This is a genomic window from Succiniclasticum ruminis DSM 9236 (genome assembly GCF_900112895.1).
GTDB lineage: Bacteria > Bacillota > Negativicutes > Acidaminococcales > Acidaminococcaceae > Succiniclasticum > Succiniclasticum ruminis.
In genome coordinates this window covers 1-26,438 of the sequence record NZ_FONL01000022.1, presented here as the reverse complement: position 1 = coordinate 26,438, position 26,438 = coordinate 1, and the positions used below count along the sequence as shown (strand labels likewise).

The 26,438-nt window shown below is 49.8% G+C and carries 23 protein-coding genes, 1 tRNA gene and 1 riboswitch; of the genes, 23 read left to right on the top strand and 1 reads right to left on the bottom strand.

The window, feature by feature from the left end; all coding sequences use genetic code 11:
• The 9 genes from BM159_RS10655 to BM159_RS10615 form a co-directional block, all read left to right on the top strand.
• Nucleotides 1-212: transposase (locus BM159_RS10655; RefSeq protein WP_177206017.1), on the top strand; the 212-nt coding region annotated here is incomplete at its 5' end.
• Between the two features lie 315 nt (nt 213-527).
• Nucleotides 528-1,811 carry a serine--tRNA ligase gene (serS, locus tag BM159_RS10650; protein WP_093914213.1) on the top strand — a complete coding sequence of 428 codons (1,284 nt, stop codon included), beginning with the start codon at nt 528-530 and terminating at the stop codon, nt 1,809-1,811.
• 99 nt (nt 1,812-1,910) lie between these two features.
• Complete coding sequence (locus tag BM159_RS10645) at nt 1,911-3,014, top strand: TFIIB-type zinc ribbon-containing protein (protein WP_093914212.1); 1,104 nt, start codon at nt 1,911-1,913, stop codon at nt 3,012-3,014.
• Nucleotides 3,015-3,030: 16 nt separating this feature from the next.
• Entirely contained in the window at nt 3,031-3,822 is a 792-nt protein-coding gene (locus BM159_RS10640; RefSeq protein WP_093914211.1) for a TPM domain-containing protein, read from the top strand.
• 79 nt (nt 3,823-3,901) lie between these two features.
• Nucleotides 3,902-4,000, top strand: a riboswitch (TPP riboswitch).
• Nucleotides 4,001-4,121: 121 nt separating this feature from the next.
• On the top strand, nt 4,122-5,435 hold the full coding sequence (thiC, locus tag BM159_RS10635; RefSeq protein WP_093914210.1) for a phosphomethylpyrimidine synthase ThiC: 1,314 nt from the start codon (nt 4,122-4,124) through the stop codon (nt 5,433-5,435).
• A gap of 585 nt (nt 5,436-6,020) precedes the next feature.
• Nucleotides 6,021-8,012 (top strand): molecular chaperone HtpG, encoded by a 1,992-nt coding sequence (gene htpG / locus BM159_RS10630; protein ID WP_093914209.1) that lies wholly within the window; start codon nt 6,021-6,023, stop codon nt 8,010-8,012.
• A gap of 137 nt (nt 8,013-8,149) precedes the next feature.
• On the top strand, nt 8,150-8,920 hold the full coding sequence (locus BM159_RS10625; protein WP_093914208.1) for a heparan-alpha-glucosaminide N-acetyltransferase: 771 nt from the start codon (nt 8,150-8,152) through the stop codon (nt 8,918-8,920).
• A gap of 148 nt (nt 8,921-9,068) precedes the next feature.
• Nucleotides 9,069-9,144: transfer RNA gene (locus BM159_RS10620), tRNA-Ala, on the top strand.
• A 255-nt stretch (nt 9,145-9,399) separates the two neighbouring features.
• Complete coding sequence (locus tag BM159_RS10615) at nt 9,400-10,857, top strand: MATE family efflux transporter (RefSeq protein WP_177206016.1); 1,458 nt, start codon at nt 9,400-9,402, stop codon at nt 10,855-10,857.
• A gap of 122 nt (nt 10,858-10,979) precedes the next feature.
• Here BM159_RS10615 and BM159_RS10610 read toward each other — a convergent pair whose 3' ends face one another.
• On the bottom strand, nt 10,980-12,269 hold the full coding sequence (locus BM159_RS10610) for a dicarboxylate/amino acid:cation symporter (RefSeq protein WP_093914206.1): 1,290 nt from the start codon (nt 12,267-12,269) through the stop codon (nt 10,980-10,982).
• A 131-nt stretch (nt 12,270-12,400) separates the two neighbouring features.
• Here BM159_RS10610 and BM159_RS10605 point away from each other — a divergent pair, with 131 nt between their 5' ends.
• From BM159_RS10605 to BM159_RS10535, 14 genes are all read left to right on the top strand, one after another.
• Nucleotides 12,401-13,939, top strand: a complete 1,539-nt coding sequence (locus BM159_RS10605) for an aminotransferase class I/II-fold pyridoxal phosphate-dependent enzyme (RefSeq protein ID WP_093914205.1) — start codon at nt 12,401-12,403, stop codon at nt 13,937-13,939.
• A gap of 23 nt (nt 13,940-13,962) precedes the next feature.
• Complete coding sequence (tmk, locus tag BM159_RS10600; RefSeq protein WP_093914204.1) at nt 13,963-14,583, top strand: dTMP kinase; 621 nt, start codon at nt 13,963-13,965, stop codon at nt 14,581-14,583.
• Nucleotides 14,584-14,804: 221 nt separating this feature from the next.
• Nucleotides 14,805-15,851 (top strand): DNA polymerase III subunit, encoded by a 1,047-nt coding sequence (locus tag BM159_RS10595; RefSeq protein ID WP_093914203.1) that lies wholly within the window; start codon nt 14,805-14,807, stop codon nt 15,849-15,851.
• Nucleotide 15,852: 1 nt separating this feature from the next.
• On the top strand, nt 15,853-16,701 hold the full coding sequence (locus BM159_RS10590; RefSeq protein WP_093914202.1) for a PSP1 domain-containing protein: 849 nt from the start codon (nt 15,853-15,855) through the stop codon (nt 16,699-16,701).
• Nucleotides 16,702-16,775: 74 nt separating this feature from the next.
• Nucleotides 16,776-17,486 carry a tRNA1(Val) (adenine(37)-N6)-methyltransferase gene (locus BM159_RS10585; RefSeq protein WP_093914201.1) on the top strand — a complete coding sequence of 237 codons (711 nt, stop codon included), beginning with the start codon at nt 16,776-16,778 and terminating at the stop codon, nt 17,484-17,486.
• A gap of 32 nt (nt 17,487-17,518) precedes the next feature.
• Nucleotides 17,519-18,358 (top strand): 16S rRNA (cytidine(1402)-2'-O)-methyltransferase, encoded by an 840-nt coding sequence (rsmI, locus tag BM159_RS10580; protein ID WP_093914200.1) that lies wholly within the window; start codon nt 17,519-17,521, stop codon nt 18,356-18,358.
• A gap of 143 nt (nt 18,359-18,501) precedes the next feature.
• Entirely contained in the window at nt 18,502-20,802 is a 2,301-nt protein-coding gene (gene metG / locus BM159_RS10575) for a methionine--tRNA ligase (RefSeq protein ID WP_245763709.1), read from the top strand.
• Between the two features lie 10 nt (nt 20,803-20,812).
• Nucleotides 20,813-21,607 (top strand): TatD family hydrolase, encoded by a 795-nt coding sequence (locus tag BM159_RS10565; protein WP_093914199.1) that lies wholly within the window; start codon nt 20,813-20,815, stop codon nt 21,605-21,607.
• A gap of 55 nt (nt 21,608-21,662) precedes the next feature.
• Nucleotides 21,663-22,310, top strand: a complete 648-nt coding sequence (locus BM159_RS10560) for a nitroreductase family protein (RefSeq protein WP_093914198.1) — start codon at nt 21,663-21,665, stop codon at nt 22,308-22,310.
• Nucleotides 22,311-22,481: 171 nt separating this feature from the next.
• On the top strand, nt 22,482-23,021 hold the full coding sequence (locus BM159_RS10555) for a YqeG family HAD IIIA-type phosphatase (protein WP_093914197.1): 540 nt from the start codon (nt 22,482-22,484) through the stop codon (nt 23,019-23,021).
• A 2-nt stretch (nt 23,022-23,023) separates the two neighbouring features.
• Nucleotides 23,024-23,842: a VanW family protein gene (locus BM159_RS10550; RefSeq protein ID WP_093914196.1), complete on the top strand. Its 819-nt coding sequence runs from the start codon at nt 23,024-23,026 to the stop codon at nt 23,840-23,842.
• A gap of 19 nt (nt 23,843-23,861) precedes the next feature.
• Entirely contained in the window at nt 23,862-24,530 is a 669-nt protein-coding gene (locus tag BM159_RS10545) for a beta/alpha barrel domain-containing protein (protein WP_093914195.1), read from the top strand.
• 300 nt (nt 24,531-24,830) lie between these two features.
• On the top strand, nt 24,831-26,012 hold the full coding sequence (locus BM159_RS10540) for an ABC transporter substrate-binding protein (RefSeq protein WP_093914194.1): 1,182 nt from the start codon (nt 24,831-24,833) through the stop codon (nt 26,010-26,012).
• A 276-nt stretch (nt 26,013-26,288) separates the two neighbouring features.
• Nucleotides 26,289-26,438, top strand: a 150-nt coding sequence (locus tag BM159_RS10535) for a transposase (RefSeq protein ID WP_143089438.1), incomplete at its 3' end; no start/stop codon positions are given.

Genomic DNA, 26,438 nt, shown 5'->3' with positions numbered 1-26,438 from the left:
GAAAAAGTTCACTGATGATATTTGAACGACATGCGAATCTGAAATATAAATTTGGAAATCGAAAATTCTGGGCAACCGGATATTACGTTAGTACGGTAGGGCTGAATGCGCAAACCATACAGAAATATATCCGGGAACAGGATAAGATGGATCAAATGGAAGATTCGTTATTCAGTAAAGAATACGAAGACCCTTTTAAGGGTAGCAAGTAGTCATACCACTGCGGCTTGAACAAAGTGAAAGCCAGCGTCATTTAGGCGCTGGCCTGTGTTGGGCCCTTATAGGGCTAAGCGAACCACCCCTTGAAGGGGTGGAAGCGATTAAAGAGCCTGTGCGCCTGGACGGTGATTTTAGCTTGTTTATTCTTGACCGTCCTGTAATCAATTTGTTATAATTATCCTGTATAGCTATGCCGTTTTTTATGCGGCGGCAGGCACTGTGTTGAATAAACGGAAGTGCCGGTGCGCAGTATGGTTTTATACAATATTTTATTGAAGTATATCAAACAATCTGGAGGAAAGATCGACATGTTAGACATGAAGTTTGTGCGGGAAAATCCCGAAAAAGTAATTGAAGCCGTTCATAACCGTAACGGGGAACTGAATCTGGATGAGTTTCTGGCATTGGATAAAGAACGCCGGGAAGTGACCCAGCAGGTCGAAGTGCTGAAAAATGAACGGAATACAGCTTCCAAGGAAATCGGTAAACTGAAAAAAGCCGGCGAAAACGCGGAAGAAAAAATGGCGGAAGTGCGCGCCATCGGTGATAAAATTGCGGCGGACGATGCCCGTCTCCGTGAAATTGAAGCCCGCCTGAAGGAAATCATGCTGGCTATTCCCAACGTGCCTGCGGATGACTGCCCTATTGGCAAGAGCGACGCGGATAACCCGGAAGTGCGGAAATGGGGCGAACCCCGCAAGTTTGATTTTGAACCGCTGTCCCACTGGGATATCGGTGAGAAGCTGGGGATTTTGGATTTTGAACGGGGCCATAAAATTTCCGGAGCCCGCTTTACGGTGTACAAGGGCCTGGGTTCCCGGCTGGAGCGCAGCGTCATAAACTTCTATCTGGACCTGCATACCTCCCAGCACGGATATACGGAATTTTTCCCGCCCTTTATTGTAAATGCCGACAGCATGCAGGGTACCGGCCAGCTGCCGAAATTCGCGGAAGACATGTTCAAGCTGCAGGGCATGGACATGTACCTGATTCCTACGGCGGAAGTTCCCATCACCAATCTGCACCGTGACGAGATCCTGAACGGCGACGAACTGCCGCTGCGGTACTGCGCCTACAGCGCCTGCTTCCGCGCCGAGGCCGGCAGCGCGGGCAAGGATACCCGCGGCCTGATTCGCCAGCATCAGTTTAATAAGGTGGAATTAGTTAAATTCACTCGTCCGGAACAGAGCTGGGACGAACTGGAAAGCCTGACCAACAATGCCGAACATGCGCTGCAGCTGTTAGGCCTTCCTTACCATGTAGTACGGCTGTGCACCGGCGACCTGGGCTTCTCCAGCGCTACCACCTATGATCTGGAAGTATGGCTGCCTCAGGCCAACCGCTACCGGGAAATTTCTTCCTGCTCCAACTTCCTGGATTTCCAGGCACGCCGCGCCAACATCCGTTTCCGCCGGGACGCCAAGTCCAAACCGGAATTCGTGCATACCCTGAACGGCTCCGGCCTGGCAGTGGGCCGTACCGTGGCCGCTATCCTGGAAAATTACCAGCAGGCAGACGGCAGCGTAGTGGTACCGGAAGTATTGCGCAAGTATATGGGATGCAACGTGATTCCCGTACCGGAAAAGAAATAATATAAAGAGAGCCTATCCTTTATTTATATATTATTTATAATTTGTAGTTTTGTGCAGCGGAAATAGTATTTCCGCATAAAAAGGAATCGAGGTGACATTATGGCGGATACATCTGTTAGCTACAAATGTCCAAACTGTAGCGCCCCGCTGAGTTTTCTGCCCGGCAATGATAAAGTGACCTGTGAGTACTGCGGTACGGAATTCGAGGTCAAGACCATTGAAGAAATGTTTTCCAGGCAGGAAGAACGGGCGGCGCAGGAAGCAGAAGCCAAGGAAGCGAAATGGGACACGGAGCATGCAGGCAGCGAATTCACGGAAGACGAATCCGCATACCTGAAGACCTTTACCTGCTCTTCCTGCGGCGCGGAACTGGTCTGCGATGAAAATACGATTGCGACGGAATGTTGTTATTGTGGCAACCCCACCATGATTCCCTCCCGGTTTAAGGGAATGTTGAAGCCGGACTACGTCATTCCGTTCAAAAAGACGAAAGAAGAGGCGGTGGAAGCCCTGAAGAAATTCTATGAAGGGCGGAAGCTTTTGCCGGACGCGTTTACGGCCAACAACCGTGTGGAAGATATCCAGCCCATGTACGTGCCGTTCTGGCTGTTCGATTCCGAGGTTACGGCGTCGGCGGTCTTCAAAGCGGAAAATGATCTGGTCATTGACACGCCGGACGCAATTGTTACGGAAACCAGCGTCTATGACGTGGAGCGCATCGGCACCATGAAGTTCGAACGGATTCCGGTGGACGGCAGCGAGAAGATGGACGATGCCTATATGGAAAGCATCGAACCTTTCGATTACAGCGAGATGGTTCCCTTCACCACGGCATACCTGACCGGCTACCTGGCAGATAAATATGATGTTTCCGCGGAAGCCAGCGTACCCCGGGCAGATAAGCGCGTAGAGCACAGCGCGGCCGGCGTGCTGGATGAAACGGTGACAGGCTATATGCGCCATCAGATGGAATCCTGTGCGGTCCGAAAAGATGTGGGCAGCGTGAAATACGCCCTGGTTCCGGTATGGATCCTGACTACCCGCTACAATAACCAGCCTTACACCTTTATGATGAATGGGCAGACCGGTAAATTTATCGGCAGCCTGCCCTGGGACAAGGGTAAAGCGACGAAATATCAGGCGCTGGCTACTTTGATACCGTTGCCCATCATTTATTTCATTGCGAAATTCTTAATCGGTTGAGGGGAGGCGGCAGATCATGAAGAAAATTTTTGCGGTAGTGACTTTGCTGGTTTCCCTGTTACTGACTGTTTCCACCGGGTTTGCAGCCACGACGGCCGCGGGACAGCAGTATCCCAGTTTTGTGGATGGCGCGGCTCTGGTAAAACCGGTTGATAAGACCAACCTTCTGTCCAACCTGCGGCAGATTGAAACCAAACATGGGATTCGTTGCGCGGTTCTGACGGTGAAATCCACCCAGGGGATGAATATTCGGGATTACGCGCAGTCGGTGCAGGACCAATATTTTGCCAACGCGCCCAAAGGCAGTATCCTGATGGTGATCAGCATGGATAACCGGAAGTGGCATATCACCACGGATTCTGCCATGCGGACCAAGATTCTTGATAAAGTCGTCACTGGAGAATTGAAGGATGCGTTTATCAATGACCTGAAAAAAGGAAATTATGCATCGGCTTTCAACAAATATGGAAGTAAAGTCGACGAGCTGATGAGCTATTATGAAAAGAACGGGGAAGCCTACGATCCGTCCAATGCTTTCAGCTTCGGCGCTGCGGGGATTGCCGGCCTGCTTTCACTGTTGTTCGGCGGCAGTGTGAAGAAGAGCATGGTGAATTCCATGAGCAACGTAACCAACGCAGTATCCGCAGGTCAGTACCTGAAACGGGATACGTTCAACCTGTTAGGCGGCAATGACAGATACCTGTATACCCATACGGCCGTAGTACCGAAAGCCAAATCGAACAATAGTGGCGGAGGCAGCAGCAGTGGTGGCACTGGAGGTCACGGCGGCGGTGGCGGCAGCTTCTAGTACGAAGTTTTCAGTGACGGTTTTGCAGAATGCTTTTCTGAAACTGAAACCAAATAATTGAATCATTAAAATTACATATGAATTTGACACGGGGAGCGATTCGCTGAGAGGAGCCGCAAGGCTCGACCCGGGACCTGATTTGGATAATGCCAACGTAGGAATGTCAGAACGTTTTACGTAAAAGTTGCAAACAATAATTGCAGGCAGTGTCCGATGAGGATACTGCCTGTAGTTTTTTTCAGAAATTGTAGAGAAAACGTGAAGCGAGATCCAGACGATTTTGCTGAAAGGAGCAAAGCATGGGAAAAGAGTATTACACACAGATGGAAGCAGCGCGAAAAAATATTATCACGCCGGAGATGGAAAAGGTAGCTGCTAAGGAAGACCGGTCCGTGGAGTTTATCCGGGAGAGGGTGGCAAAAGGTACACTTGTGATTCCGGCCAACCCGCTGCATAAAAGTCTTGACCCCAACGGTATCGGCAGCATGCTTAAAACAAAAATCAATGTAAATCTGGGCGTCAGCCGGGACTGCAAGGATTACGATATTGAAATGAAAAAGGTAATGAGCGCTGTGAACATGGGGGCGGAAGCCATCATGGACCTGTCCAGCCATGGCAACACCCAGCCTTTCCGGCAGAAACTTTGCCGGGAATGCCCCGCCATGATCGGCACGGTGCCGGTGTACGATGCGGTCATCCATTACCAGCGTGATCTGAATACCCTGACTGCGAAAGATTTTATTGACGTAGTGCGCCTTCACGCGGAAGACGGCGTGGATTTTGTGACGCTGCACTGCGGCATCACCCGGAAAACCATCGAGCAGATCCGGGCCGGCAAACGCAAAATGAATCTGGTGAGCCGGGGCGGTAGTCTGGTTTTTGCCTGGATGAGCATGACAGGGGAGGAAAATCCTTTTTACGAGTTTTATGATGAAATTCTGGAAATCTGCCGGGAACACGATGTGACCATCAGCCTGGGTGATGCGTGCCGTCCGGGATGTCTGGCGGATGCTACCGACCAGTGCCAGATTGAAGAGCTGGTGCGTCTGGGCGAATTGACCCAGCGGGCCTGGGAAAAGGATGTGCAGGTGATGGTGGAAGGCCCGGGCCATGTGCCCCTGGACCAGATCGCGGCCAATATGAAAGTCCAGCAGACCATCTGCAAGGGAGCGCCTTTTTATGTACTGGGACCGCTGGTTACGGATATCGCGCCGGGGTACGACCATATCACGGCAGCCATCGGCGGCGCAGTGGCAGCTATGTCAGGAGCGGCGTTTTTATGCTATGTGACTCCGGCGGAGCATCTCGCCCTGCCTAATGTGGAAGACGTAAAACAGGGTATCATCGCCAGTAAAATTGCAGCCCATGCGGCGGATATTGCCAAAGGCATCCCCCACGCCAGGGAACAGGACGACCGGATGGCAGACGCCCGCCGGAAATTAGACTGGGAAGCCCAATGGAAGGAAGCCATCGATTCGGAGACCGCCAAAGCTGTCCGGGCCAGCCGCGCCCCGGAAGACGACCACAGCGATACCTGCAGCATGTGCGGAAAATTCTGTGCGGTCCGCAGTATCAACAAGGCGCTGGCAGGGGAATTGATCGATATATTGTAATATAATATAAAACAAAAACGCCGCTATACTGGTTTTTAGTATTGGCGGCGCTTTCTCTTAAATAAGATCCGGCTGTCTGAAGCATGGCCGGAATGTAAGATTGTAAGACAAATGTAAGACTTGAGAAACTGATAACCATGCGGGTTTGTTCCCAAAGTCTTACAGTCTTACATTTTTACAGAGAGAAGATAAATAATCCTGTACGTATATGCGCGCCCGTTATATGAATTAAATTTCAATTTCATAATCTATATCTGCCGGAAAAAATGTAAGACTGTAAGACTTTTTTGTGAAACAGGCATTGGCACTGGGATTATAGGGTCTTACATTATTAATAATGAAGTGAGAAGAATTGTACATGATCAGAGATGGAACGTAATATCAGGCTCGCGATTTTAGTAATACGGTACTTCATTTTTGCCGTATCGTATTACAAAAAAGTAAAATTCTGTGAAAAACCCTGTTGACTTTTTGACTTTTCTTTGCAAGCGTGGTATTATATGTATGCTGGTTGGCACTCTGAACAAAAGAGTGCCAACATCAATCTGTTTTTAACTTAAATCATATAAAAGGAGTGTTTATATCATGGAAAAAGAAAAGTTTGAGTTTCAGGCCGAGACCAAACAACTGCTGAACTTAATGATTAATTCCATTTACACCAACCACGAGATTTTTCTGCGTGAACTGATCTCCAACGCCAGCGATGCCATTGACAAGCTGCGTTTTGCTTCCCTCACCCATAGTGACCTGCTGGAAGGGGACAGCGAGTTTGTGATCCGCCTGACCCCGGATGAAAAGGCAAAGACCCTCACCATTACGGATAACGGTATCGGCATGACCAAAGAAGAAGTAATCAAAAACATCGGCACTATCGCCCAGTCCGGTACCAAGGAGTTCCTGGCCAAACTGGAAGAGGCTAACAAGATTGCGAAAAAGGCAGAGGAAGAAGCCGGCAAGGAAGCGAAAACCGACGCTACCACCAAAGACCTGATCGGTCAGTTCGGCGTAGGTTTCTATTCCGCGTTCATGGTTTCGGATAAAGTGACTTTGATAACCCGCAAGGCCGGGGAAAAAGAAGGCTGGAAGTGGGAATCTGCCGCTGACGGCACTTATACCATCGAACCCTGCGAAGTGGAAAAACACGGTACCAGCATCACCCTGCAGCTGGGCGAAGCCTATGCAGGCGAAGGGGCGGAACAGGATATGACCAGTTACTGGACACTGGAAAGCCTGGTGAAAAAATATTCCGATTATATCCGCTATCCTATTAAAATGGAAGAAACCACGGAAGAACCGGCCCGCAACGATAAAGGCGACATCGACGACAAGCTGCCGCCTGTTAAAAAAACAGAAGACAAGACCCTGAACTCCCAGACCCCGCTGTGGAAACGGAACAAGAGTTCCATCAAGGCGGAAGAGTACAACGAATTCTTCAAGCACCAGTTCCACGAATGGGAAGACCCCATGTGGTATTACCACACCCGGGCAGAGGGCACCGTGGAATACACGGCGCTGCTGTACATTCCGGGCAAGGCTCCTGCCAACCTGTATTTCCAGGAATATGAACCGGGCCTGCAGCTCTTCTCCCGTTCCGTATTTATTATGGAAAAATGCAAAGACCTGCTGCCGGACTACCTGCGCTTCGTCAAAGGTCTGGTGGATTCCCCGGACCTGTCCCTGAATATTTCCCGGGAATTATTGCAGCAGAACCACACCATCAAAGTGATCGGCCGCAACCTGGAGAAAAATATCCTGAAGCAGCTGGCGGATATGCTGGCCAAAGAACGGGAAAAATATGAAAAATTCTGGAACGAGTATGGACGTTCCTTAAAAGCCGGCGTATATAACAGCGTGTACGATCCGGACACTAAAAAGGACCAGCTGGCGGATTTGCTGCTGTTCATGACCAGCAAGGAAGGCAAACTCTGCACACTGAAGGAATACACCGACCGCATGCCGGAAAGCCAGAAGGCCATTTACTACGCAACCGGTAAAGACAAAGAGGCCATCGAACACCTGCCCCAGATGGAAGCGGTGAAGGACAAAGGTTTTGAAGTGATGTTCCTGCTGGATCCGGTGGACGAGTTCTGCCTGGAAGCGCTGCAGGAATACGCAGGCAAAAAGTTCCAGTCCCTGAGCCGGGGCGATCTGGATCTGGGAGACGTGGAAAGCGAAACCAGCAAGAAAGAAACGGAAGACATCGCCAAAGACAATGAGACCCTGCTGAAAGATTTCAAGGAAGTGCTGGGAGAAAAAGTCAACGAAGTGAAGCTGACCAACCGGCTGAAGGACAGCGCCGTCTGCCTAGTGGCCGGGGAATATGGCCCCAGCTTCGCCATGGAGCAGGCTTTTGCCATGGCCAATGCCCCCATGTTCAAGGCCCAGCGGATTCTGGAACTGAACCCGAAACACAAGCTGTTTGCCAAATTGCAGGAAGCCCACGATCAGGGCAAGGACAGTCAGGACTTTAAAGATTTCTGCGCCCTGCTCTTTGACCAGGCCCTGTTGCTGGACGGCATGATCCCGGACGATCCGGCTGCGTTAGCCCAGCAGATTGCACGGATGATGGCAAAATAATAAATTGTAAATCAGAACGGCAGCGTTTTCTGTGGAAGACGCTGTCGTTTTTGTTTAACTGTGTTTAGCCGGAGTATGATATTATGATATAATGAAAAAAATGATATCAAAGCGTTTCGGAACACAGGAGTTTTTCAATGCGTTACCGGTTATTAGACACACTCCGGGGTATCTCCGTGGTGAGTATGATTTTATTCCACGCCTGCTGGGATTTGGTGAATCTTTACCATTTTGAATGGCCCTGGTTTCAGGGAACGGCCGGGCATGTCTGGCAGCAGAGCATCTGCTGGGCATTTATCCTGATCAGTGGGTTCTGCATGGGACTGAAAAAAGAAGATTCGTCCGGGTTTGCATCCTGTAAACGGGGGCTTATACTATTGGCAGCTGGTATTCTTGTCACTGTTTCCACCTTTCTGTTTACCCCGGAAAGCCCGATTATTTTCGGCGTGCTGTTTTTCCTGGGCTGTGCCATGCTGTTGACGACAGCGCTCATGCCGTTACTGCGTAACTGTTCCGGCAAGACCGGACTGTTGCTGACGAGCCTGCTCTTTTTCCTGCTGCGCAACATTAATGAAGAAACGCTGGGATTTGAGGGGATTGTTCTGTTCAGATTGCCGGAAGCCTGGTATGAGCAGGGGATGCTTGCGACTTTTCTGGGCTTTCAGGATAAAAATTTTTTCTCGACAGATTATTTTTCGCTGCTGCCCTGGTATTTTCTGTTTCTGGCAGGATATTTTTTGTGCAGGCTTATGTTAGAAAGAACGCAAACTCTGCCTGACGGTTTTGCAAACGGCATTCCCTTGTTTGAAATTCCGGGACGGCATTCCCTTCTGATTTACCTGCTGCACCAGCCTGTTATTTTATTGCTGCTTTCGGTCGTTCTGAAACCGGTAATACGCGCTATGTAAAAACCGGTACGAGCGGGAAACATAGTAAGCACTATCACCGGAACGCACAGATTTAAAAGCAGGAGAACGAAGAAAAATTAAAAAGAATCTGAAATTCCTCTTGCTTTTTTTGACAAGTTGGCGTAATATAGTAAAGTAATCTTTTAGTGGGGATGTAGCTCAGCTGGGAGAGCGTACGGTTCGCATCCGTAAGGTCGAGAGTTCGATCCTCTTCATCTCCACCATCGAAAAGCACACTTTTTACCGGGTTGTAAAAAGTTGAAAAGCGCGTGGTTATCACATGTATTGTGAAAACGACGCGCCTTTTTTATTGCTTCTTTGTCTGTATCCGTGATGATCCTGTCCCCGGTTGTTTCTTTGCGGCGTGTTGTTAATGTGTTATTAATGAATGATAAAAATCATGCTATAATGTAAAAAACGGAATTTCAAACAGTACAGTGTCATTTTTGACAGGCAAGAGAATGAATATAAAAACAGACATGTCTCTTAAACAAAAATTATTCGGGGATGATGCCCGGGCAAAGTTCCGCCACTTTTTCAGCGTCATGATACCCATCCTCATTACCCAGATAGCGATCATGGGAATGAATTTTGTTGATACGGTTATGAGCGGGCGCGCCGGCGCGGAACAACTGGCAGGCACTTCCATCGGAACAAACCTGTGGATGCCTGTATTTACAACGGTAAACGGAATTTTAATCGCTGCCACGCCGCTTACCGCTCATCTCCTGGGAGCAGGAAAAAAGCAGGAGACGGGGCGGGTAATCCGGCACGGGCTTTTACTGGCCCTGCTCTTTTCCTGTTTGTGTTTTGCGGCAGGTTTCTGCTTTTTGGATCCGTTTATCCGGAGCCTGGGCCTGGAACCGCGGGTGGCTTATATTGCCAAATACTATCTGGCAGGTATCGGCATCGGTATCATCCCCTTTTTCATGGGAACCGTGCTGCGTTCCTTTATCGATACCCTGGGCGGAACGCGCCTTACCATGCAGGTCTATCTGGCAACCCTGCCCCTCAATATCATCCTGAATTATATTCTGATTTTCGGGAAACTGGGGTTGCCGCCGCTGGGCGGTATCGGCGCCGGCATCGGAACCGGTATTACCTGCTGGCTTCTGTTCGGGATGTTCACGCTGATTATCCGCTGCCATCCCCTGTACCGCAACGTAAAAATACTCAGGGAACCTTCTGGCAGCACGGAAGCCTCCGACACGTCGATGAAAAACGCGGAATCTTCTTTTAACGGCTCCGGCGGTAATAACCAAATCCGTTTTTCGAAAGCCCTTTTAATGGAGTATCTGCGTATCGGCATGCCTATCGGGTTGTCTATTTTCATGGAAACCAGCATCTTCGGCGTGGTGGCTTTCCTTGTCGCGCGGTTCGGCACGGCTGCCATTGCCGCCAGTCAGGCATCCATGAGCTTCGCCGGTTTTGTTTATATGCTTCCGCTGAGCGTTTCCATGAGCATGACCATCCTTATCGGCATCGAAGCCGGCGCCCGGCGCTGGACTAATGCCGAACAATACGCGAATGCTGGGCTGGCTTTTAACTGGACCTGCGCCCTGGCTCTTCCGTTTCTCTGCTATCTGCTGCGTTATCCCATTGCCAGTATGTACGTAACCGAGCCGGAGGTTATTGAAGTTTGTGTCCGGTTTATTGTCTACGGCTGCTTTTTTATCATGGGCGACGCCGTGGCCGCCCCTATCCAGGGAATCCTGCGGGGATATAAGGATGTCAACGCACCGTTCTATTCCAGTCTTATCGCTTACTGGGTCATCTGCATGCCACTGGGCCTTTTCCTGGATTACAGGCTGGACCACGGTCCGTATTCCTACTGGCAGAGTCTGGACATCGGCTTGTTTGCCTCTGCGCTGATTTTGTTTTTGCGCCTGCTGTTCATCCGGAAAACCATACGCCGTAATAATACATTTCCCGCTTAATTTTATCTGATGAAGTGAAATGCTGTAAGACAAATTAAAAAATCAAAACAAAAAAGTACCGGTCTGCAAATACTCGCAGCCGGTACTTCATATTTTTAATTATCCAGTTAATACTTCGTTAATCAGTCTTCTTCCAGCACGCCTTTCAGGTCTTTGTTGGTCATGGCGCAGACGCAGGAGTCGGACCACACGTTTTCCGCGGTCTCGATCATGTCAATGATCGTGTAAATCGGAAGGATAACGCCCATGATGCCGATGGACGCGCCGACCGAACTCATCAGGGACAGGGTCAGGAAGTAGCAACCCATGGGAACGCCGGCATTGCCGATGGCGGCCAGCACGGCTACAAACAGCCAGGAAATCATGGCGCCCATGGTCAGGTTCATGCCGGAGTTCTGCATCACGAACAAGGAAGTAACCAGAATGAAAGCGGCGCAGCCGTTCATGTTGATGGTGGTGCAGATGGGCAGCACGAAGCGGGATACCCGGGGGTTGACTTTCACATTCTGCTCGGCGGAAGCCAGGGTTACCGGCAGGGTAGCGGCAGAACTTTTGGTAAACAGCGCAACCGCCAGGGCCGGGGACATCTTTTTCATGATATCCACCGGGTTCAGGCCCCGGGCCAGCAGGAACAGCGGCAGCACGATGAAGAACTGGAGCAGGTTGCCGCCGATGACAACGGCCGTGTATTTGCCCAGCGCGCCTACGATGACGCCGGCTTCAATCTGGGCAGCCAGCTGGCCGGCAAACGCTAAAATGCCGACAGGCAGCACATACAGGATGGCGCGGATCAGGGTGAACAAAACTTCCTGCAGGCCGTTGATGCCTTTCAGCAGCACTTCCCGGTTTTCCGTTTTCGGCATAAAGGCCAGAGCCAGGCCGACCGCAGCGGCGATGAACAGTACGGACAGCACATTGCCGGACAGGAAGGGATATAAAATATTATTGGGAACTACAGAGAGGAAATGATCATAGTAGGAAAGCTTGCCTAAATTCTGGGGGACCTGCGCCGCTCCTGCGCCTACCACGTCGGCAGGCAGGTTGCCCGGGGCGATCCAGAGATATAAAGCCAGCCCTACGGCAGCGGAGCAGATGGTGGTCAGTAATGTATAAACCAGCGTGTGGGCGAAGATGCGCTTGGTATCTTTTTTGGCGCCCAGTGCCGACAGGGTGGTGATAACCGCCAGCGCAATGGTGGGCACGGCGATAAACTGGAACATGCGGGTGAAGATTGTAGCAATAAAGTTGAACAGTTCGTTCAGGGAGGGATTGTTCATCCAGCCCAGCGCGCCGCCGATTACCAGCGCGGCCATCCAAAGGATAAACTGTTTGCCGTTGCTTTGCTTACGGCTTTCTTCAATGATTTCTCTTGCCTTGTCATTAACCTGAGAGGGGTTCTTTTTGTCAGCCATGATAAACTCCTTATATATACTTTAAAAACTTCTTATAGTATAGTACCGGACTTTTTCTTATGTCAATACAATTCAACAAAAATCTTGGACGTTTTCCTATAATATGGTAAAATAAAGAGTACTGTCAAAGTATGAATTTTAAAGGCTTTATCCGGGAGGACGTCGTGAAACAACCGTTAGTGGAGGCTATGGAACGCTATCTGCAGGAGCAGGTGTACCCGCTGCATACACCGGGCCATAAAGGCGGCCGGGGTATGGCGGATCCGCTGCGTTCGTTGCTGGGTTCCACCGCGTTGCGGCTGGACGTTTCCCTTATGAGCGAGCTGGACGATATACACGCGCCTTCCGGCTGCATCAAAGTTGCACAGGAAGAGGCGGCAAAGTTATACGGCAGTGATGCCTGCTTCTATTCGGTGAACGGGACAACGGGCGCTATCCATGCCATGCTGATGACGGCGTTGCAGCCGGGCGATAAAGTGCTGGTTCCCCGGAATGCCCATCGCAGTGTAATGGGCGGGCTGATTTTGGCAGACGCGGTGCCGGTATATGTGCAGCCTGCGTACATAAAAGAGTTTGGCATGCAGGGCCAGGTCACGCCGGAACAGGTGAAAGAAGCGTTTACAGCGCATCCGGATATCAGAGCGGTGCTGCTGACGTCTCCCAATTATTTCGGCATGGCAGCGGAAGTAAAACAGATTGCCGGGATTACCCACGCTCATAATGCGGTGCTGCTGGTGGATGAAGCGCACGGTCCCCATTTGGGCTTTCATGACAAATTCCCGCCTTCTGCCATGCAGTGCGGAGCGGATATGGCAGCCCAGAGCACCCATAAAATCTTAGGGGCGCTGACCCAGAGTTCTTTATTACATGTGAAGGGAACACGAATCGATCTGCGTCATGCGGCGGATGTAATGAGCCTTCTTACAACCACAAGCCCCAACTATCTGCTGATGGGTTCCCTGGACGCGGCCCGGGCCCAGCTGGCGGAGCGGGGGCCTGCCATGCTGGAAGATGCGTTGCGGGCGGCGGGGCTTTTACGCCTTGGACTGGAGAAGATTCCGGGTCTGAGGGTGATCCGTCCGGAAGATGTGGCAGGCAGGTACGGAATTTCCGCTTTGGATATAACAAAGGTAACCATAAATCTGAAAGAATGGGGCGTCAGCGGTGTTGCCGCCGGGGAAGCCCTGCGCAAAGAGAAAGTAGCCGTGGAACTGGTGGATCCACAGAACGTTTTGTTCCTTGTGACGTACGCGGACTGGGCACCGGTGCAGTGGCAGGATACGGTGAACCGGATCTGCAGAACCTTGCAGAAGCTTCGTCCGTCGCTGAACCCGCTGGAAGCAAGATCCGTGGAACGGGTCAGGGCGTTGGAAAACGAAGCGGCGGAAAGAGAAAAGGCGCAACAGGCAGAGATTCCGGTAACAGAAGCTGCCCTGCCGATGCGTACCGTATTTTACGGGAAAAAGAAAGCGGTTCCGCTTTCTGGGGCGGCCGGCCTGATCTGTGCCGAGCCGGTCAGCTTTTACCCGCCGGGCATTCCCGTGATTCTGCCCGGGGAGCGGTTTACAGATAAAATTATTGAATGGTGTTGTCTGATGAAACAGCAGGGACTGCCTGTCAGCGGTCCGGCGGACACTTCACTGCAGACAGTGAGGGTGCTGGAAGAATAACCTGTCAAACAGAGGTGCAGATTATGAAAAAAGGTTGTTTCATTACGATGGAGGGGGTAGACGGCAGCGGCAAGACTACCCAGCTGCAGCTGACGGCCCGGTATCTGTTGGACCGGGGCTATGAAGTGGTGACCACCCGGGAACCGGGCGGCACGAAGCTGGCGGAACGGATCCGTAACGTGGTGCTGGATGCGGACGCTGCTGTGAATCCGAGGACGGAAGCGCTGTTATATCTGGCAGCCCGGGCGGAGCATGTGGAAAAAGTGATTCGGCCCGCGCTGGAAGCAGGTAAAATTTTGCTCTGTGACCGCTTTGCGGATTCTACTCTGGTGTACCAGGGCTTTGTCCGTGGTATTGAGATTGCTAAAGTACAAGATCTTTGTAAATTTGCCGCGGACAACGTGCAGCCGGAACTGACGATTCTGCTGGACGCCGCGCCGGAAGCCTTGTTACAGCGCAGGGCGGACCGGGGTGTGCAGGACCGTTTTGAACAGGAAGGCCTGGACTTCCAGAAAAAAGTGCGGGAAGGATTTCTGCTGCTGGCGAATGCTGAACCGGCACGTGTTAAAAAAGTACATGCGCTGCAGCCTGCGGAAGCAGTACAGGAAGATATACGGAAAATATTAGTAGAAGCGGGTTTTTAAATAGAAAAGATGAGTTTATAGGTTAGGAAAAGATATGAGCAAAACATCGGGAATGATTGCGACATTCCATGCGAAGAAATTCGCCGTCATGGCGAGACTGTCTGAGGGACGTAGTCCCGAGTTTCGAAGCCATAGGCGAATGAATCCATGGAATAGCAATCATGTACGGTTTTGCGAATTCTTTTCGCAACCTGTAAATCATATTTGCTAACAGGTGCAATATGTTTGACCAAATCGTAGGACATCAACAGAATAAAGATTTTCTGGAACGGTTCTTAAACCGGGAGGAACGGCCTCACGCGTTGTTGTTCTACGGACCGGAGGGAATCGGCAAGTGCCTGCTGGCAAAAGAATTTGCCAGAGCTTTCCTGTGCCTGGGTTCTCCGCAGGAAGCCAGACCCTGCAACCGTTGTGAGTCCTGCCGCCTGCTGAACTTCGAAACCGGCAACTTTGCCCATCCGGATTATCTGTATTTTGATCCCATGACAGACGAGGAACAGGAAAAGAAAAAAACAAAAATCATTTCCGTAAACCAGATCCGCAGCCTGATTAAACAGTCTGCTTTTGGTCCTACGCTTTCAAAACATAAAATTTGCATTATTAACGAAGCGGACACGATGAACACGGAAGCGGCCAATTCGCTGCTGAAGCTTTTGGAGGAACCGCCGGACAAATGGTTTTTTATTCTGGCAGCCTCTTCGGTAAGCCGCCTCCTTCCCACAATTTTATCCCGGGTGATCCAGGTGCGGTTTACGCCGCTGTCTGTGCAGGAAACAAAAAACGCATTACTGAATAAAGAAATTCCCGAGGCCGAAGCGGACCTGCTGGCGCATCTGTCCGATGGGTCGTTAGGACAGGCGCTCCGGTTCCGGGAAGAACGGATCATGGACTTCCGCAACGCCGCGTTGAAATTTGTGGCGGAGTTTCCCATGCAGGCGCCCATGACCTATCTGCTGAATGAAGATTATTTTTCTGATTTTATTCCCTCATCCGGAGGCAACGAGCAGCTCCAGCGTTTTGTGACCATGACGGTTTCACTGCTGCGTGATCTGCTGTTTGTAAAGAGCGGCCTGCCGGATCAGGTTTTTAATACAGATGCGCTTCCCCAATTGCGGAAAATAGCGGGGAAATGGGAGGCAGGACGGCTGCACCGGGCAACGGAAGCAGCACAGGAAGCAGCGGCAGCCGCGGTGCGGCGGGCTAATACCAAAAGCGTGCTGGACAATATGACATTTAAGATAAATACATGCTGCGAAGGGAGAATATAGCATGAAAAAAGTTGTAGGAATCCGTTTTAAGAAAACGTGTAAGATATATTATTTCGATCCGCTGGAGACAGAGCTTGTGCCGGGGGATCATGTTATCGTGGAAACGGCCCGGGGCATGGAATTCGGAACGGTGTCCATCGGTACCCGGGAGATTCCGGAAGAACAGCTGAAAAATCCGCTGAAACCTATTATCCGCAAGGCTACGCCGGAAGACGAGGAAACGGTGAACCAGAACATGGTCCGGGAGCGGGAGGCTTTCAATATCTGCCAGCGCCGGATTGAGCGTCACGGACTGGAGATGAACCTGGTAGACGTGGAATTTACGTTTGATGTCAATAAAATCATTTTCTATTTTACGGCAGACGGGCGTATAGATTTCCGGGAACTGGTGAAAGACCTGGCTTCCGTGTTCCGCACCCGCATCGAACTGCGGCAGATCGGTGTACGGGACGAAGCCCGGATGGTAGGGGGCATCGGCAGCTGCGGCCGGCCCTTGTGCTGCGCCAGCTGGCTGGGTGATTTTGAACCGGTGTCCATCCGTATGGCGAAGAATCAGAACCTGTCTTTGAATCCCACCAAAATTTCCGGCAGCTGCGGGCGCCTGATGTGCTGTCTTAAATATGAAGATTATCTGTATGCCAAAGAAAAGGGCAAAGGCAGCCGGCCCAAGAAGGAATATGCAGAAGCGCCCCAGGTCGGGACCATGGTGGCTACCAGCATGGGCAAGGGCAAGGTCACCACGGTGAACAAAGCCAAACATACCGCCACCGTGCAGCTTTCCCGCGACAATGTGGTTACATTGGAATGGGATGAACTGATTGATGCGTCCCAGGCCATGGATGACGATTAAAAATTTATCAGTCAGACCTCACATTGCTTGCGGATTGTTGTACGAGTTTAAATTAATGCATACGAGCAGATGAAATGAACAAAATCAGAGAAGATTACCTGCCGGGGTGCGGATATAAAATCTATCAGGATCCGGCGGAGTTTACCTTTACGACCGATTCCGTCTTTCTGGCCCACTTTCCCCATTTGGCCAATAAGGCAAAGGTGCTGGAATTAGGCTGCGGGACCGGGGCCGTCAGTTTTTATCTGGCAGCCCGGGGCGCGGCGGAAGTGACAGGGCTGGACGTGAATCCCCGGATGGTGGAACTGTTCAACCGCAGCGCGGAAGCAAATGGGATTGAATCGCGCGTCCGTGCCTTGGAATGGGATATCAAAGAAATAAAAAGTTTTTGTCCTACAGAATCGTTTGATCTGGTCGTTGCCAATCCGCCTTACCGCAACAGCGGCAGGGAACGGGCCATAGGCACAAGCGCCTGCCATGAAAAAACAGCGGTGCTGGAAGATTTCTTTGCGGCTGCCGGTTATGCGCTGCACAGCCGGGGGCGTTTTGCCCTGGTGCAGCTGCCGGAAAGGTTTATGGAATCCATGGAGCTGGCCATAAAATATAATCTACAACCGAAAAAACTGCAGTGGGTACATGCTTCCGTGGACAAACCGGCCTGGATCTTTTTGCTGGAAATGGTAAAAAACGGAAGCTACGGTCTGGAAGTGCTGCCGCCGCTGATTATGTACAATGAAGACGGATCGCTGACAGAGCAGGCGAAGAAACAAATGGAAAAAGAATAAAATCCTTTTATAAAAAATTATTTGGAGACCTTATGCCAGGCACATTATATTTAGTAGCTACCCCTATCGGAAACCTGGGTGACATGACGCCGCGGGCGGTGCAGGTGCTTACGGACGCTGATTTAATTGCGGCGGAAGACACCCGGCGCACGTTGCAGTTGCTGAACCATTTTTCCATAAAGGGAAAGCTGATCCATTACGATGAAAACAATAAAGAGAAACAAGGACCTGTATTATTGCAGGAACTGCTGCAGGGAAACAATGTGGCGCTGGTAACCGATGCGGGCTTCCCGGGAATTTCCGATCCGGGGGAGGCCATGGCGAAGCTGGCCATTGAAAACGGCATTACCGTCACACCGGTGCCGGGGGCCAATGCCTGCCTCACTGCCCTGGTTGCTTCTGGACTTCCGTCCACGCCGTTCTTTTTCGGAGCGTTTCTCCCGAAAAGCAAAAAAAACCGGAAAGAGCAGCTGGAAAAATGGAAACAGATTCCTGCGACCATCGTATTATATGAAGCGCCTCATCGGATCGCAGATGTGCTGGAAGAAATTCTGGCAGTATGGGGCGACAGGCAGATGGCGTTCGGCAGGGAACTGACCAAGCTGCACGAAGAATTCTGGAGGGGGACTATTTCCCAGGCAATATTCTATTTGAAGGAAAATCCTCCCCGGGGCGAGTTTGTTCTGGTCATTGCCCAGGCGGAAGAGAAACCGCCTGATGAAGAGGAAATTAAAGACCCGCTGGACGCAGTAAAGGAAAAAATCGCGCAAGGCGTTCCCAAGAAGGAAGCTCTTAGCGAAGTTGCGAAACAGTTTAAAATTCCCAAACGGGATTTATATAACCGCTTGATTCAGGAGCAGGAAAAAGAGTAAAATATAAAATGTAGATAAATTTTTCTGTTTGCGAATTTTTCTGTTTGCTGAATAATCCGGTGAGCGAGAAAGAAAAAATTTTTAATAAACAGTTAACACTTCTGCAACGCAGATACCTATATTAAAAGGAAGAAGGGCATATCATGGAAAAGAAACCGTTTTTTATTACCACGCCGATTTATTATCCCAGTGAAAAACTGCATATCGGTCACGCCTACTGCACTACGGTAGCGGATGCCATCGCCCGTTATCACCGGGCTAAAGGAGAAGATGTATTTTTCCTTACCGGCAGCGACGAGCACGGACAGAAGATCCAGCGCAAAGCGGAAGATCTGGGTATCACCCCGATTGAATATGTAGATAAAATCGTGGCCACGTTCCAGAGCCTGTGGAAACGGCTGGAGATTTCCAACGACGATTTTATCCGCACCACCCAGGAGCGTCACGAAAAAGTGGTGCAGGCGGTGATGCAGCAGATTTACGATAAAGGCGATATTTACAAGAAAAATTACGAAGGCTGGTACTGCGTGCCCTGCGAATCTTTCTGGACCGAACATCAGCTGGTAGACGGGAACTGCCCGGATTGCGGCCGTCCCGTAGAGAAGATGCAGGAAGAAAGCTATTTCTTCAAGATGAGCAAGTACGCGGACCGCATGCTGCAATATATTGACGAGCATCCGGATTTCATCCAGCCGGTGGCCCGCCGCAACGAAATGATTAACTTTATCAAACAGGGACTGGAAGATCTCTGCGTAACCCGCACTTCTTTTGACTGGGGTATCAAGGCGCCCTTCGATCCCAAGCATGTTGTGTATGTATGGTTCGATGCCCTGCTGAACTACATGACCGCCATCGGTTATAAAGCGGACGAGGAGATGTTCAACAAGTACTGGCCGGCGGACATTCATCTGGTGGGCAAGGAAATCGTGCGTTTCCATTCCATCATCTGGCCCATCATGCTGATGGCCATGGGCGAAGCCATTCCGAAAAAAGTATACGGCCATGGCTGGCTGGTAGTGGATGGCACCAAGATGAGCAAATCCATCGGCAACGTGGTGGACCCCAACGGCCTGATTGACGAATTCGGGGCTGACGCTATCCGGTATTTCCTGCTGCGGGAAATCAATCTGGGCAGCGATGGCAACTTCAGCCGTGACGCCCTCATCAACCGCATCAACGCCGACCTGGCCAACGACCTGGGCAACCTGCTGTACCGTACTGTCAGCATGGTGGAAAAATATCATGACGGCGAACTGAAAAACTGCCCGGCCGTAGCGCAGGATGTGGATACGGATCTGGTCAAACTGACGGAAGCTACGCTGGCTTCTTATCAGGAACACATGGATAAGCTGGAAATCAATGATGCCATCAAAGCAGTATGGGGTCTTGTGGCCAGCGCCAACAAATATATTGATGACACGGCTCCCTGGAAACTGGCCAAGGAACCGGCCGATGCCGACCGCCTGCACCTGGTGCTGTACAACCTGGCGGAAGTGCTGCGTTTTGTAGCCGTGATGATCGAGCCTTTCATCCCGGGGACCACACCGGAAATCTTAAGACAGCTGGGACTGGAATGCAAAGAACAGAACCTGCTGGAAGATTTAACGTGGGGCGGTATTGCCGACGGCACCAAAGTGGTGAAGGGCGAACCGCTGTATCCGCGTATTGACGTGCTGCCGGACGGCCGCACCCTCATCGGCGCTACCAAAAAATACGCAGGCAAAGTGTACAATCCGGAAACCGGCAAGCATGAAGAGTATCATCCGGAACCGGCCAAGGCAGCCAATAATAAACAAGAGAAAAAGAATGACAACAAAAAGATTGACGCGTTAGCGGAAGCCCAGGCGAAAGCGGAAGAAGCCAAAGCGAAAGCCCTGGCGGCCAAAGAAGCGGCGGCGAAAAAAGCAACCTCCGCGGCCGATGCGGCCAGTGACGCGGTAGCGGCAGCAGGTGATGCGGCCAAAGCTGTGGGCGGCGCGGTGCTGGCGGCCGTGGCTTCTGCCAAAGCACGGGTCAGCGCGGCGGCTGACGATGCGGTGCGCACGGCGACCGAAGTGAAGAATGCGGCGCTGGAAGCGGCCCGTGGCAGTGAAGCGCAAAAATCCGCCCCGGCAGCAGAAGGCGAAATCACCATTGACGACTTCGCCAAAATTGATTTGCGGGTTGCCAAAATTCTGTCCGCGGAACGGGTGCCTAAAACCGATAAGCTGATGAAGATCCAGGTGCAGCTGGGCGAAGAGGAACGCACCATCGTGTCCGGCATTGCCCAATATTACACGCCGGAAGAACTGGTGGGCCGCAATGTTATCGTAATCAAGAACCTGAAACCGACCAAGCTTCGTGGTATTATGTCTTACGGCATGCTGCTGGCGGCTTCCGACGGGGAAGGGAATCTGGTGCTGGCAGACGCGCCCAACATTAAGAGCGGCAGCAAAGTAAAATAAAGGATTACTTATGTCACGTTTAGGTATCATAGACACGCATGCACATTTAGACGACAACCGTTTTGATTCAGACCGCGCCGATGTAATGGCGCGACTTGCCAATGATATGGAGGCGGTCATCACCCAGGGCACCACGTATGAATCGTCGGTTGCCTCTGTGAAGACGGCGGAGCAGTATGATTTTGTGTATGCCGCGGTAGGCTGGCATCCGGAAGATCTGGCAGGGATCAAAGACGAAAGCTATATTGCCGGACTGGAACAGCTGGCCCGGGAGCATGCAAAAGTGGTGGCCATCGGGGAAATCGGCCTGGATTATTATTGGAAGGAAAACGAGCCGAAGGAAGTGCAGCTGCTGCGGTTGAAACAGCAGTGTGACCTTGCGTATCAGCTGGACCTGCCGGTAGTGATTCATAACCGGGAAGCCCACGGCGACTGCCTGAACTTTTTCCAAAATGAAGTTCCCAAAGAGTTGAAGGTAGTGTTCCACTGCTATTCCGGTTCCCTCGAAATGGCGAAGGAACTGTGGAAACGCGGTTACTATTTAGGTTTTGGCGGAACATCTACCTATAAAAATAACAAGAAGGTGCGGGAAGTGCTGGCAGCCTGTCCGGAAGAATTATTTGTCCTGGAAACGGATTGTCCCTATCTGGCTCCGGAGCCTTTCCGGGGACGGCGCAACGACCCCAGCCTGACAGAATATGTTGGCAAAAACGCAGCCCTGGTCCGGGGCACAAGTTTTGAGCATATTGCGGAGCAGACCACGAAGAATGCCCGCACGTTGTTTAACAAAATGTTTCGTGCGTAAAAAGATTTTGCAACAGCTATAGTTATTGAAAAAAACACAAAAGAGGGATGAGACCATGGAGGATGGCGAAAAGAAGGCTTCAGTATCTGCATTAAAAGCAATCAAAGAGCGTCGCAGCATCCGTAAATTTAAATCAGACTCCATATCTGAAATGGATCTGCACACGATTCTGGAAGCGGGCATTGCGGCTCCTTCTTCCAAAAACCGGCAGCCCTGGCACTTTACGGTGGTACGGGGCGATGCCAAAGAAGAACTGGCGCGGGTCATGGAACGGGGCCTGAATCTGGAAGTAAAAGCCCACGAACCGTTTTTGCCGGAAAGCATGAGATTTATCAACGGTGCTTTTAACAGCGTGAATGTGATGCGGGAAGCACCGATGGTGGTGATGGTGTCCAATGAGCTGGGCAAAGGAATTGACTTTGCGGGAAATTTGTCTGTAGATGAACGGGTAGCGGAAATATGCAATGTGCAGTCCGTAGCGGCGGCTGTTGAAAATATGCTGCTGGCGGCGCAGGAACTGGGCATCGGCAGTCTGTGGATTTGCGATATCTTCTTTGCCTATCCGGAGATTTCCGAATGGCTGGACAAGAAAAATCCGGGGCACGGCATGCTGGTGGCAGCCCTTGCTTTCGGTTACGCGGACGAAGCGCCGAAAGCCCGGGCACGGAAGAGCCTCCACGACGTGGCAACATTTTTGAAATGAGATATGTCCGTCGAAACAGAAACGAATCGTATTGTGAGCAATGATAATTATTCATAAAATGTCCGTTTATGCGGAACGGACCAATGCCCCGTTCACAAAGTGATGTAAGTTTCCAAAGGATACTTGCGTGCTTGTACTGGGGTATTTTTTTAGAGAAAGGTCTTTACGTTAATGTTCTGGCTGCTGTTTCCTTATGAATATGTTGATAGTGTATTTTCAATCGATTATCAAAAATTAGTGCAAAAAAGTTATAAGGGAATCATATTCGATATCGATATGACGCTGGTTCCCCATGGGGCCGATTCCACAAAAGAAATCGATGCACTGTTTAAAACGGTTCATGAACTGGGTTTAAAAACACTTTTGTTAACGAATAACAGTGAGGAAAGAGTCAGGCGTTTTACTAAAAATATCGATACCCTCTACCTGTGCGATGCCAATAAACCGGAACCGGAAGGTTTTTTGAAAGCGGTAGAAATGATGGAAATAAAAAAAGAGGAAACAGTTTACATCGGGGACCAGATATTTATCGATATTTACGGCGCCAATAAATGCGGAATCGCCAATATACTTGTTCATTATGTGACGGCTGAGGCAGAAACAAAAATCGGAATCAGGCGGAATTTGGAAAAAATAATTCTTAAACTTTACAGAATAACGAAATTTTATCAGCACAGACTGGGAGATATTCAGAAGACGGAGGCTGTTTGAAGATGCTTTTTTGTGAAATCCATCCCGTTTGTTATGAAATTTCTTTGAAAAAAGAAATTTGTAAACGGCATATCAGGGATTTGTTAAGCAAGGAAAAGTTTGCCAAAACAATCAATGATACATTGCTGCCTAACGTGGTTGCCAGTTACAGCTGCAATTTAATAAAAAGAGGCAAAGGCGTTGACTTGCGGCTTCAGGAAAACAAGGCGGTCAACATCCGGTTAGCCTGCCGGAAAATTGACGGGATTATGATTTATCCCGATGAAATATTTTCGTTTTGGCATACGGTTGGCAAAACTACCAAGGCGAAAGGGTATAAAGACGGGCGCGTTATCATCCATAATAAGTTGATTCCCGGACTGGGCGGCGGTCTTTGCAATCTGGGAAATACCATACATTACATGATTCTGCACAGTCCTCTGGAAGTAGTTGAATTCCATCATCATTCCGATGCGCTGGCTCCGGAAGAAGGCAAAAGGGTGCCCTTCAGTACGGGCACTTCCATCAGCTATAATTACATTGATTACCGTTTCAAAAACAACACGGACCAGAATATCCAGCTCCATGTCTGGTGTGATGATGAAAAATTACATGCCGAGTTACGGAGTGAAAAAGAATTTCCCTGGAAATATTCCCTTGTGGAGGAAGACCATCATTTTCAAAAAGAAAATGAAAAGTATTTCAGGGTCTCTAAGATTTACAGGGAAATTACGGACCGTTCAACGGGTGAAGTGCTCAATAAAGAACTCATTTTAAATAATCATTCTGAAGTTATGTATGATTACGACCTGATCCCGAAAGATCTGATTACGGACAGGTAGTGGAAGAAAGGATTTAATTATGGGAAACGCACCGGAACTGATTGTCATGCTTACTCATAATGACCTCACTGTTACTGACGCCTATGAAATATTTGACCAGTGTAAAACATCCAAAGCAAAATTCTGGGGATTCAAAGAAGAGCCGCTGCCTCTGGAGCAAATGCAAAAATTATTTGCGTATATGAAGGACTGCGGGAAAACCACGTTTCTGGAAGTGGTTTCTTATAGTGAAAACGAATGCCTGGAAGGCGCCCGGAAAGCGGTTGCATGCAACTGTGACTTTCTTATGGGCACTACATTTTTTGATTCCGTGAATGATTTTTGCAGGGTAAACCATCTTAACTATTTACCCTTTGTCGGCAAAATTACCGGCCGTCCCTCCGTGTTGGAAGGCAGCCTGGAAGAGATGATAAATGAAGCCAATGCCTATATTGCAAAGGGCGTTTACGGTATTGATCTGCTGGGATACAGATATACAGGCGATGCCGCCCTTCTTAACAGGAATTTTGTAAAAAACATGAAAGTTCCGGTCTGTATTGCCGGCAGCGTAAACAGTTATGAACGGTTGCAGGAGATAAAAGATGTCTCGCCCTGGGCCTTTACCATTGGCGGAGCGTTTTTTGAGAATAAATTTGACGGAACGATGAAAGAACAGATTGATAAAGTATATAATTTTATGAAAGAATAACTCATTTCACAGTTACAGTTCCCTTTACAGAAGCAGTGAAGAAACAACGCGGCTTCTGCAGAGGGAGCTGTTTTATATTTAGCAGACTGGTTTTTGTATAAAAACTGATAAAAATGTTACTTTTTTAACTGCAAAGCTCTATTGTATACACAAAACATAGAAAAACATTGACACTATTTTTTGTAATTAATATAATTTCAAGCAAATAGTTACAAAAAATAAAAGCAAATCCTTTGCAAATGTACAGCAGGATAGGACGAAAGGTAAATTGTAGCTATAAAAGGGCAAGGAGGGGAAATTATGAAATTCACGAAAAAATTATCAGGCGTATTAGTAGCAGGTATTCTGTTGGCGGCAATGACTGCAGGCTGCGGTGGTGGCGGCGGCGACAAAAAAGCGGCGGATAACAAAGGGGCGGAAGCCCTGATCGGCGCGAACTATGAATTGACCGGCAACGTAGCAAGCTACGGCCAGTCCGCACTGTCCGGTTGCAAAATGGCGGTTGATGAAATCAACAAAGCCGGCGGCATCAACGGCAAAAAACTGCGTATCGTAGAAGCCGATAACAAGTCGGAGCCTTCTGAATCCGGCAACGCGGCTACGAAACTGGTTACCCAGAACAAACTGATCGGCTTTGTAGGACCGGCTACCAGCGGCTGCACCATGGCTGCGGAACCAATCGTTACAGCCAATAAACTTCCTTCCGTAGCGCCGACTGCTACGGCGGATGCCATCACGTTTGACGCCAAGGCAGGAAAAGTCCGTCAGTTCATTTTCCGCGCCTGCTTCATCGACCCGTTCCAGGGCAAAGTAATGGCAGCTTTTGCTGACAATAAACTGAAAGTAAAGAACGTTGCGATTTACCGCGACAACTCCAGTGATTATTCCAAGGGTCTGGCGGAAGCTTTCAAGCAAAATTTCAAAGGCAAGATCGTTGCGGAAGAAGCCTATCTGGCAAAAGACATGGACTTCAAAGCCGGTCTGACCAAGCTGAAAGCAACCAATCCCGACGCGATTTATATTCCCGGTTATTATGAAGAAGTCGGCAAGATTGTAAAACAGGCCCGTGAAATCGGTCTGGAAGTTCCCATGATGGGCGGCGACGGCTGGGACAGCCCGAAGCTGATCGAAATCGCAGGCAAAGCCGCGCTGAACAAGACCTATTACAGCAGCGCGTACAGCGCGGATGATACCGATCCTTCCACCCAGAAGTTCATCAAAGCCTTCAAAGAAAAATATCAGAAAGATCCGGATTTCTTCTCCATGATGGGTTACAACACCGTTCTGATCCTGGCTGACGCTTACAAACGCGCCGGCAGCGAAGACGGAACTAAGATTGCCGAAGCCATGGCCAAGACGAAAGACCTGCCGGTTGCCGGCGGCAAGCTGAGCTTTGATGAAAAGCACAACCCGATCGTTCCCGCTCTGATCATCGAAGTAAAAGACGGCAAACCTACTTTTGTTGACAAGATCTCCTTCTGATCCAGGAATGATTTGCCCGGATTATTTCGTGTGAGTTAATTCCGTAATGCCGGATAGGCAAAAGTTTTATAAGGCGTTTCAAAAAATGAGGACTGCAGCGCGTTGCTGCAGTCCTTTTAATTATGGCTTTAGCTTGGGAGCCGAATCCCTCAAGGGGATTTGGCTCAAAAACCACCTGCTACGCAGGTGGGATTAATGCTTAAGCAAAAGGGCAACATCCTTCTTGTATAATGATAGTGTTCAAGCCGTCACTAAAACAAGAAAGGATGTTGCCCTATGGCAAATAGTTTAGCACATACCAAGTGGGTATGCAAATATCACATTGTATTTACACCAAAATACAGAAGAAAAATCATTTATAACCAATTGCGTTTGGATATCAGAACGATTCTTAAAGATTTGTGCAAATGGAAAGGTGTAGAAATC